This window comes from Corynebacterium sp. (assembly GCF_030538285.1).
Taxonomy (GTDB): domain Bacteria; phylum Actinomycetota; class Actinomycetes; order Mycobacteriales; family Mycobacteriaceae; genus Corynebacterium.
This window is the reverse complement of the sequence record NZ_JAUNUG010000066.1, coordinates 1-9804: the sequence shown is the minus strand read 5'-3', so window position 1 is coordinate 9804 and position 9804 is coordinate 1. Positions and strand designations below refer to the sequence as shown.

Sequence of the window (9804 nt, the reverse complement as noted above, 5' to 3'; positions counted from 1 at the left end):
CGCGGCCTGTCCGCCGGTGAGAAGCGCATGCTGGCCAAGGCCCGCCAGATCCTCGTCGGTGAGCTGGCCCTGGCTGACACGGTCGATGAGAAGAAGGCCGACGAGTTCCTGGTCAAGGTGGAGGCTCACGTGGAGGCCGATGCCCCGGAGCCGGAGATCCTCGACGACGGTGATCTCGACGTCGATCTCGACGATCTCACCTTTGACGACGAGGACTAACTACCTCGTGCGAGTCGTCGCCCTCATCGCCGCCGCCGGGCGGGGGACCCGGCTCGGCGCGTCCGTGCCGAAGGCGTTTGTGCGCCTGCGCGGGCGCACGCTGCTGGAGCGTTCGGTCACCGCGATGCTCACCTCCGAGGTGGTCGACGAGGTGATCGTCCTGGTCAGTCCGGATATGGAGGATCTGGCCCGGCAGGTATTGGGCCCGCTTATCGACGCCCCCGTCCGCCTCGCCCACGGCGGTGGTGAACGCGCCGACAGCGTGTGGGCCGGGTTGCAGACGATCGTCGATGACGAGGCCGTGGTGCTCATCCACGATGCCGCCCGCGCGCTCACCCCGCCGGGCATGATCGCGCGCGTGGCCCGGCGGGTGCTCGGTGGGGCGCCGGCCGTCATCCCGGTGGTGCCCGTCGCTGACACGATCAAGCGGGTCGCAGGCGACGTCGTCGCCGACACGCCGGATCGGGCCAGCCTGCGGGCGGTGCAGACCCCGCAGGGCTTTTTGCTCTCCGGGCTCCGCGCCGCGAACCAGGCTTACTTCGGGGGAGGGGATCCCGGGTTCGTGGCCACCGACGACGCCTCCCTCATGGAATGGCACGGCACGGAAGTGGTTACCGTGCAGGGTGATCCCATGGCCTTCAAGGTGACCACCCCCATTGACATGACCCTGGCCCGCACCATCACGGACGAGGCCGAACCAACCATCTTCGAGGTGCCCTCATGATCACTCCCCGCGTGGGAATTTCCACCGACGCCCACCAGATCGAGGCGGGCAAGCCCTGCTGGATCGCCGGATTGCTTTTCGACGGCGTCGACGGCTGCGAGGGGCACTCCGACGGTGATGTCGTCGCCCATGCCATCGTCGACGCGTTGCTGTCCGCCGCGCAGCTCGGCGACCTGGGCACGCTCGTCGGGGTGGGGCGCAAAGAATATGACGGGGTGAGTGGCGCGCAGCTGCTGCGCGAGGCCCGGGCGGCCGTCGAGGAGGCGGGCTTTGTCATCGGCAATGCCGCCGCCCAGCTCATCGGGCAGAGCCCGAAGATGGGGCCACGCCGCGTGGAGGCGGAGGGCGTGCTCTCCGAGATTCTCGGGGCGCCGGTGTCCGTGGCCGCCACCACCACCGACCACATGGGCTTCACCGGACGCGGGGAGGGACGCGCGGCCGTCGCTACCGCCGTCGTGTGGCAGAAACCACCCCTGGGTTAACCCCGAATTGAGGTTTTTGGCACCGGGGGCTTTCGCGAGTTACGACATCAGACATATAGTGAAGAAGTCCCCACCCTCCGGGTGTTACTGACCTGATCAGGCATGACTGGATAAGCGGGCACGAACACCCCTTAAGGGGTTTGTGTACGTGCCCTCCCGCCGACAACCGTGCGAGGAGCTTGTCATGGCCGAAGCGTCGCCCCGGATCATTCGGGTGTTGAGCAATAACGCCGTCCTCGTCCGGATGCCCGGAGAGGACGAACTGGTGATGGTCGGCCGCGGCATCGGCTTCCAGCGCAAGCAGGGCGATGAGATCTCCCCCTCGACTGCGGACCGTCAGTACATGGAACTCAGCCCCGACAAGGTGCAGTTCCTGCGTTCGGTCAACGCCATCGACGCCGGTGTCATGGAGACCATCTCCGCCGCCGTGGATCTGGCCGTTGATCTGCTCGGTGAGTTGCACCCTTCGGTGTATGTCGTCCTCGCGGAGCACATTTCCTTTGCGGTGCAGCGCGCCGGTCTCGGCGAGACGATCCGCAACTCCCTGGTCGGTGAGATCCGGGCCGCCTTCCCCCTGGAGTTCCGCGCCGCGGAGCTTGTTGTCGGCTACCTCAACGCCAACGTCGACGGCATTGATCTGCCTATCGACGAGGCCGCCTTCATCGCCCTCCACCTCAACGCCGCACGCCTCGGCGTGACAGTGAAACAGCCCCTGGCCACGGCCAACGCGCTCGCCGGCATGATCCGGCTGGTGTGCCTGCGCCTCAATGCCACCACCATGTCCCTCGACGGAACCCCGGACCGCACGCTCGCCATCGAGCTCACGCGCCTGAACAAGCGCGCCGCGGCCGGGTTGTTCCGTTCCAATCTTCTGCGGCGTTCGGTCGAGCGTGACCTGCCGCGTGAAACAGATATTGCCCGGCAGATCCTCTGCCGCATTCTCGACGTCCCCTCCCTGCCCGCCCATGTCGAGGGCGAGGCCGCGTTCCTGGCGGTCTTCCTCCACGGCTGGCAGCAGACGGTGCGTCCGAACTGAAAGGAATGACCATGTCCACCACTACTGCCGCGGCGCCTGCCCAGCCGCGGAAATCAGCAGGCAACGTCGCCATGACGGCCCTGCAGAAGCTGGGCCGCGCCCTTATGGGTGCGGTCGCCGTCATGCCGGTCGCCGCCCTGCTCATGGGTATCGGTTACTGGATCGACCCGGAGGGGTGGGGTGCGGAGAACATCCCCGCCGCCGTGCTCATCTCCGCGGGTGCCGCGGTCCTGGACAACCTGGGTGTCATCTTCGCCATCGCCATCGCGTTCGGCCTGGCCAAGGATCACAATGGCGCTGCCGCACTATCCGGTTGGTTGGGTTTCACCACCCTCACCGCCCTGCTCAACGAGAACGCCGTCGCCGGCTACCAGGGCGTCGACTTGGAGGCCATGGAGGGTGACGCCGCCATCGAGTGGGCCTCCCACGGTTGGGCCGCTGTCGGCCCGAAGAACGTCCTGTTCGGTATCGCCGTCGGTATCCTCGCCGCCTGGGTGTATAACCGCTTCCACGCCACGAAGCTGCCGGATGCGCTGGCGTTCTTCTCCGGTCGCCGCCTGGTGCCCATCCTCACCGCCATCTTCGCCATCGCCTTGGCCGGCATCTTCTACTTCGTCTGGCCGTTCATCTATGGTGTCCTCTTCGACTTCGGTACCTGGATCCAGGGCATGGGCGCGGCCGGTGCCGGTATCTACGCCTTCGCCAACCGACTGCTCATCCCGACCGGTCTGCACCACGCACTGAACTCGATCTTCTGGTTCGACATCATCGGCATCAATGACATCGGTAACTTCCTCGGCGGCGGCGAGACCATCGAGGCTGCCGCAGCCGCCACCACCGCCGCCGAGTGCCCCGGTATCTGGGCGGATGGAGTGTGCCAGGTGGAGGGCATTGTCGGCCGCTACCAGGCCGGTTTCTTCCCGATCATGATGTTCGGTCTGCCGGGTGCGGCCCTGGCCATGTTCCTGCGGGCCGACACGAAGCGTCGTAAAGCAGTCGGTTCCCTCATGCTGGCCGGTGCGCTGGCCTCCTTCTTCACCGGCGTCACCGAGCCGCTGGAGTTCTCCTTCATGTTCGTCGCCCCGCTGCTCTACGTCGTCCACGCCCTGTTGACGGGTATCTCGGTGGCGATCGCCGCCGCCTTCGAATGGACCGCGGGCTTCGGTTTCTCCGCCGGTTTCGTCGACATGTTCCTCTCCGCGCGTAACCCGCTGGCCAACCAGTGGTGGATGCTGCTGATCATGGGCCTGGTCTTCTTCGCCCTGTACTTCGTCATCTTCTACTTCCTCATCGGCCTGCTCAACCTGCGTTCCCCGGGACGCGGTGAAGAGGACGCCGATGCCGGCGCCGAGCTCGCCGAGGATGCTGAGGTGGCCGATGTCGCCCGCCAGATCATCACCGGTCTGGGTGGCGAGGACAACATCGACTCCATCGACTACTGCGCCACCCGCCTGCGTGTGACCACCAAGGACCACGCCCCGGTCAACGAGGGTGAGATCAAGCGCGCCGGCGTCGCCGGTGTCATCCGCCCCTCGCAGAACAACGTCCAGGTCGTCATCGGCCCGAACGTCCAGTTCGTCTACGACGAGGTCGCCCGTCAGATCAAGCGTTCCGATGTCGCCCTCCAGGGCGAGCAGGAGATCTAGATGTTCGGCTTCGGCAAGAAATCCCCCACGACCGTCGACCTGCAGTCCCCCTTCGCGGGGGAGGTCGTCGCGGTCACGGATGTCCCTGACCCGGTGTTCTCCGGCAAGATGCTCGGCGAGGGCTTCGCGGTGATCCCGCTTATCGACGCCCCGTCCGTCACCGTCTGTGCCCCCGCCGCCGGTCGCCTGGCCACGTTGTTCAAGACCGGCCATGCGTTCGCGGTGACCACCGCCGAGGGGCTCGACATCCTGGTCCACATCGGGCTGGACACTGTCGAGCTCAAGGGGGAGGGTTTTCGTCCGCTGGTCGCGCAGGGTGAGGATGTCAGCGCCGGCCAGCCCATCATCGAGGTGGATCTGGCGCTGCTGCGGGAGCGTGGCAAAAACCCGATCACCCCGGTGGTGATGAGCAACAAGAAGCAAGTCGCGGGCGTTGATATCAGCACCGGTGAGGTCGCAGCTTCCGCGGCCGTCGCCACGGTGACCTTGGCCTAGACAATGATGACCATGACTACCCATACTTGTAAAGTCAGTTCTAATCGCCGAGTTGCGGACTCGGTGTCGGAAAGGATCGGGTACACATGGTCAACCCCACCCGCAGTGCGGCGCGCATGGCCGAGGAAGGTATCGCGGACTACATCCGTGAGCACCGCCTGGGCCCGGGCGATGTCCTGCCCTCCGAGTCGGAGCTGTGCGAGGCCATCCAATGCTCCCGTTCCTCCCTGCGGGAGGCGGTGCGCACCCTCAGCAGCCTCGACGTCGTCGAGGTCCGGCACGGACACGGCACCTTTGTCTCCGGCATGTCGCTCGAGCCGCTGTTCCGCGGTCTGCTGCTGCGCATCAGCCTCAACCCCGATCATTCCCTGGCCCACCTTAGGCACGTCATCGACGCCCGCGAGGCCATGGACCTCATCGTCGCCGAGGAGATCGCCGCACATTTCGAAGGCCGTGACCTCAGCGAACAATGGGAGATCATCGGTCGGGTCCGCGAGCACTTCGCTGCCGGCCAGCCCGCCATCCCCGAGTACATCGCCTTCCACCTGGGCCTGTATGCCCCGCTATCGAATCCACTTATCAAGGAGATGGCGGCGACGTTCCTGCGCATCCACATCGAGTGTTTCGAGCTGCTTGACCTGGAGCCGCCGCGGGATGCCGCCGCCACCATCGCCGCGCACACCGATCTGCTCACCGCCCTGGCCGCTGGTGATGCAGACGGCGTCCGCGCCGCCGTCAAAGCCCACTACGTCACCCTGCGACGATTCCCCGAATAGTGCTGGTCACTGTCGTGGGCTGATCCGAAAGGAGGCCTGAGGACAGGCCATGACACCAAGAACCATCACCGGCACGCTCGTCACCGCCCGTGGCGAGACACCGGGCACCGCCGTCACCATCACCGGGGACACCATCACTGCCGTAGAGACCAGCGGCGATGACACCGGCCTGCGCATCATCCCCGGTTTCATCGACCTGCACTGCCACGGCGGGCTGCGGGGATCCTTCCCCGACGGCACCGCGCAGCAGTGCCGCGCCGCCGCCGCCTTCCACCGCTCCCACGGCACGACCACGCTGATCGCCAGCCTGGTCTCCGCCTCGGGTGAGCACCTGCTGCGCCAGGTCCCCGTCCTGGCCGGGCTGGCCGAGGAGGGTGAGATCGCCGGCATTCACCTGGAGGGCCCTTTCGTCAACGTCGCCAAGTGCGGCGCCCAGGACCCCGCCGCCATCATCCCCGGCGATGCCCGCCTGTTCGCCTCGCTTATCGACGCCGCCCGCGGCCACATCCGCTCCATCACCTTCGCCCCGGAGACCGCTGACGTCGATAAGATTCTCGACCTGTGCGCCGAGCACGACATCATCGCCTCTTTAGGCCACACCGAAGCCTCCTATGAGAAAACGATGGAGGTTATTGAGGCGGGCGTCGATAAGCAAGTGACGGTCACCGCCACCCACCTGTTCAACGCGATGCCCGAAGTGCACCACCGCGCGCCGGGTGCGGCTGCCGCGCTCATCGCCGCGGCCGCCGCTGGCGATGCCTTCGTTGAGCTCATCGCCGACGGCGTGCACCTCGCCGACGGCACCGTGGACATGGTGATGGCCGCCGTGGGCACAGGCGCCTTCTTCGTCACGGACGCCATGCAGGCCGCTGGCATGCCCGACGGCGCTTACACCCTGGGCACCCTGGACGTCACCGTCAGCGAGGGTGTCGCCCGCCTGAGCACCGGCGGGGCGATCGCCGGCGGCACCTCCACGCTGCGCTCGCAGGTAGCGCGCCACCTGGCGCGCGGTGTCCCCCTGCCCACCCTCGTCGCCGCCACCGCCGCCACCCCCGCCCAGGTCCTGGGCATCGATGACCGCGTCGGCGACATCGCACCCGGCTACCTCGCCGACCTCATCGTCCTCGACGAACAAGGTGCGGTACAGGAAATCATCCACCGAGGAATTACCATTGAACGCAACTGATCAGTCCACGCAAGGAGTCGACATGGACATTCTCATCCGCCCCGATGCGGACGGCGTTGCGCTGGCCGCCGCCGACATTCTCGCCGACTACGCCCGCCGCGGCGCCACCCTGGGCCTGGCCACCGGTTCCACCCCGCTGGGCACCTACCAGGAACTCATCCGCCGCCACCAGGCCGGGGAAGTCAGCTTCGCCGACTCCACCGCCTTCCTCCTCGACGAATACGTAGGGCTAGCCCCGGAGCACGAGCAAAGCTACCACCACACCATCCGCCACGAATTCACCTCCCACGTCGACTTCGACGACGCGCGCGTCCACAGCCCCGACGGCACCGCCGCCGACCCCTGGGCCGCCGCCGAGGAATACGAACAGGCCATCATCGACCACGGTGGCATCGACATCCAGCTGCTCGGCATCGGTACCAACGGCCACATCGGATTCAATGAGCCGGGCGCGGCACTGCACGGACCCACCCACGTCGATACGCTGCAGCCGCAGACCATCGCCGACAATTCCCGCTTCTTCGACAAGCCGGAGGATGTCCCCATCCACGTGCTCACCCAGGGGCTGGGTACCATCCAGCGCGCCGGGCACCTGCTGCTGCTGGCCACCGGTGCAGGCAAGGCAGATGCCATCCAGGCACTCGCCGAGGGGCCTTTGACCACCATGTGCCCCGCTTCGGTGCTGCAGTCGCACCCGCGGGTCACCGTCATCGTCGACGAGGCCGCTGCCGCCAAGCTCCACCACCGCGACTACCATCGCTTCGTCGAGGAGAACAAGCTGCCGCGCACCAACTAGGGGCGTCTAGGATAGTGAGTTGTGACTCTCCGTATCTTTGACACCGCCACCCGATCGCAGCGCGAGTTCGTCCCGGTCCGCCCGGGACACGCCTCGATCTACCTGTGCGGTGCGACGCCGCAGTCCCAGCCGCACATCGGGCACGTCCGTTCCGGCGTGGCCTTCGATATCCTGCGTCGCTGGCTGGCCGCCTCCGGCCTCGATGTCGCCTTCGTGCGCAACGTCACCGACATCGACGACAAGATCCTCACCAAGGCCGCCGAGCACGACCGGCCCTGGTGGGAGTGGGTGTCCACGCATGAGCGCGCCTTCACCTGGGCGTACGACCAGCTGAACGTGCTCCCGCCCTCAGTGGAACCCCGCGCCACCGGGCATGTCACCCAGATGGTCGACTACATGCAGCGCCTGATGTCCCGCGGCTTCGCCTACGAGGCCGCCGGTTCCGTCTACTTCGACGTCGCCGCGTGGGTCGCCGCCGAGGGCTCCGACTACGGTTCCCTGTCCGGCAACCGCGTCGAGGAGATGGAACAGGGCGAGACCGACAACACCGGAAAGCGCTCCCCGCAGGATTTCGCCCTGTGGAAGGCCGCCAAGCCCGGCGAGCCCGCCTGGCCCACCCCGTGGGGAGAGGGGCGCCCCGGCTGGCACCTCGAGTGCTCTGCCATGGCCACCTGGTATCTGGGTGATACTTTCGACATCCACGGCGGCGGCCTCGACCTGCAGTTCCCGCACCACGAGAACGAGATCGCCCAGGCCCACGCCGCCGGTGATGGCTTCGCCAACTACTGGATGCACAACCACTGGGTCACCATGTCTGGCGAGAAGATGTCCAAATCCCTGGGCAATGTCCTCTCCGTGCCGAACATGCTGGAGAAGGTCCGCCCCGTCGAGCTGCGCTACTACCTCGGCTCCGCCCATTACCGCAGCGTGCTGGAGTACTCGGAGGAGGCACTCCAGGAGGCGGCGGCCGGTTACCGGCGCATCGAGGATTTCCTCGCCCGCGTCGGCGAGGTCGAGGTAGGGGAGTGGACGCCGGGCTTCGCTGCAGCTATGGATGACGATATCGCCGTCCCGCGCGCCCTCGCCGAGATCCACAACACCGTCCGCGCCGGCAACACGGCCCTTGCCTCCGGCGCGCTTGACGACGCCGCCCGCCTCGCCTCCTCCATCCGCGCCATGGCAGGCGTGCTCGGCGTCGACCCGCAGGATGCGGCGTGGGGTGAGGGGGCGTCGACAAGCGATGGGGCGCTCGCCGCCCTCGACGTCCTCGTCGCAGCCGAACTGGAACGCCGCACCACCGCCCGGGCCGACAAGGACTGGGCCACCGCCGATGCTGTACGCGATCGCCTCATCGCCGCCGGCATCGACGTCACCGACACCCCCGACGGCCCGCAGTGGTCGCTGAAGAAGGACTGATTTTATGGCTAAGCAGGGACGACCCGGCGCCCGACGCACCAACAAGAAGGGCGCCGTCAAGGGCTCCGGCGGGCAGGTCCGCCGCGGCCTGCGCGGTAAGGGACCCACGCCGAAGGCCGAGGACCGCGAGTACCACGCGGCGCATAAGCGCAAGAAGGCCGCCGAGCGCCGCGCCTCCGGGCGCCACACCCAGGAAAACCCCTTCGAGCTGGTGGTCGGCCGCAACCCGGTCATCGAATGCCTCCACGCTAAGGTGCCGGGCTCGCTGCTGTACGTCGCCGAGGGCACGGGTGCCGACGACCGCCTCACCGAAGCCGTCCAAATGGCCACCACCCGCGGCATCCCCATCCAGGAGGTCCCGCGCTTCGAGCTGGACAAGATGACCGGCAACGGCCTACACCAGGGCATCGGCCTGCAGATCCCGCCGTACAAGTACACGGACGTCCACACGCTCATCGGCCAGGCCGCCGACAGTGGGGAACCGGGCATGTTCGTCGTCCTCGACAACATCACCGACCCCCGTAACCTCGGCGCCGTCATCCGCTCCGTCGCCGCCTTCGGGGGCCACGGTGTGGTCATCCCCGAGCGGCGCTCCGCGGGTGTCACCGGTGTCACCTGGCGCACCTCGGCCGGCACCGCCGCCCGCCTGCCCGTGGCGCGGGAGGTCAACCTCACCCGCACCATCAAGGAGTTCCAGAAGAACGGCTACCAGGTCGTCGGCCTGGATGCCGGTGGGGAGCACACGTTGGACACCTACGACGGTGGCACCGACCCCGTCGTCATCGTCGTGGGCTCCGAGGGCAAGGGCATTTCCCGCCTGGTCCGCGAAAACTGCGACGTCATCATGTCCGTCCCCATGGCCGGTTGGGTGGAGTCCCTCAACGCCTCCGTCGCGGCCGGTGTCGTCCTAGCAGAATTTGCCCGCCAGCGTCGGGCCGCTGGCGCCTGATCGCCGGTTTCTGTGGATAACTGTGAGTTATCCACAGGCTAGGTTGTTTGCTTATCGACGCCCGCGTGGTCGGCGGTTA

General features: G+C 67.2%; 8 protein-coding genes and 2 pseudogenes. All 10 read left to right on the top strand.

Translation table 11 applies throughout. From position 1 onward, the window contains the following. Window positions 1-219, top strand: a pseudogene (locus Q4G50_RS13765) (CarD family transcriptional regulator); the annotation flags it as partial. A gap of 7 nt (window positions 220-226) precedes the next feature. After that, the gene (ispD, locus tag Q4G50_RS13760) at window positions 227-943 is read left to right on the top strand and encodes a 2-C-methyl-D-erythritol 4-phosphate cytidylyltransferase (protein ID WP_303378222.1); all 717 of its coding nucleotides are present in this window, start codon (window positions 227-229) and stop codon (window positions 941-943) included. After that, entirely contained in the window at window positions 940-1425 is a 486-nt protein-coding gene (gene ispF, locus Q4G50_RS13755; RefSeq protein ID WP_303378221.1) for a 2-C-methyl-D-erythritol 2,4-cyclodiphosphate synthase, read from the top strand. The genes ispD and ispF overlap by 4 nt, the downstream gene beginning before the upstream one ends. A 184-nt stretch (window positions 1426-1609) precedes the next feature. Then, entirely contained in the window at window positions 1610-2461 is an 852-nt protein-coding gene (locus Q4G50_RS13750) for a CAT RNA binding domain-containing protein (RefSeq protein WP_303378220.1), read from the top strand. Window positions 2462-2532: 71 nt separating this feature from the next. Beyond that, window positions 2533-4602 (top strand): annotated as a pseudogene (nagE, locus tag Q4G50_RS13745) (N-acetylglucosamine-specific PTS transporter subunit IIBC). A gap of 86 nt (window positions 4603-4688) precedes the next feature. Beyond that, window positions 4689-5378, top strand: a complete 690-nt coding sequence (locus Q4G50_RS13740) for a FadR/GntR family transcriptional regulator (protein WP_303378219.1) — start codon at window positions 4689-4691, stop codon at window positions 5376-5378. 49 nt (window positions 5379-5427) lie between these two features. Then, window positions 5428-6564, top strand: a complete 1137-nt coding sequence (locus Q4G50_RS13735; protein ID WP_303378218.1) for an N-acetylglucosamine-6-phosphate deacetylase — start codon at window positions 5428-5430, stop codon at window positions 6562-6564. A gap of 22 nt (window positions 6565-6586) precedes the next feature. Beyond that, window positions 6587-7360: a glucosamine-6-phosphate deaminase gene (gene nagB, locus Q4G50_RS13730; RefSeq protein WP_303378217.1), complete on the top strand. Its 774-nt coding sequence runs from the start codon at window positions 6587-6589 to the stop codon at window positions 7358-7360. A gap of 21 nt (window positions 7361-7381) precedes the next feature. Then, window positions 7382-8776, top strand: a complete 1395-nt coding sequence (gene cysS / locus Q4G50_RS13725; RefSeq protein ID WP_303378216.1) for a cysteine--tRNA ligase — start codon at window positions 7382-7384, stop codon at window positions 8774-8776. 4 nt (window positions 8777-8780) lie between these two features. Next, window positions 8781-9725 (top strand): 23S rRNA (guanosine(2251)-2'-O)-methyltransferase RlmB, encoded by a 945-nt coding sequence (gene rlmB, locus Q4G50_RS13720; protein ID WP_303378215.1) that lies wholly within the window; start codon window positions 8781-8783, stop codon window positions 9723-9725. The last annotated feature ends 79 nt before the right edge of the window (window positions 9726-9804 follow it).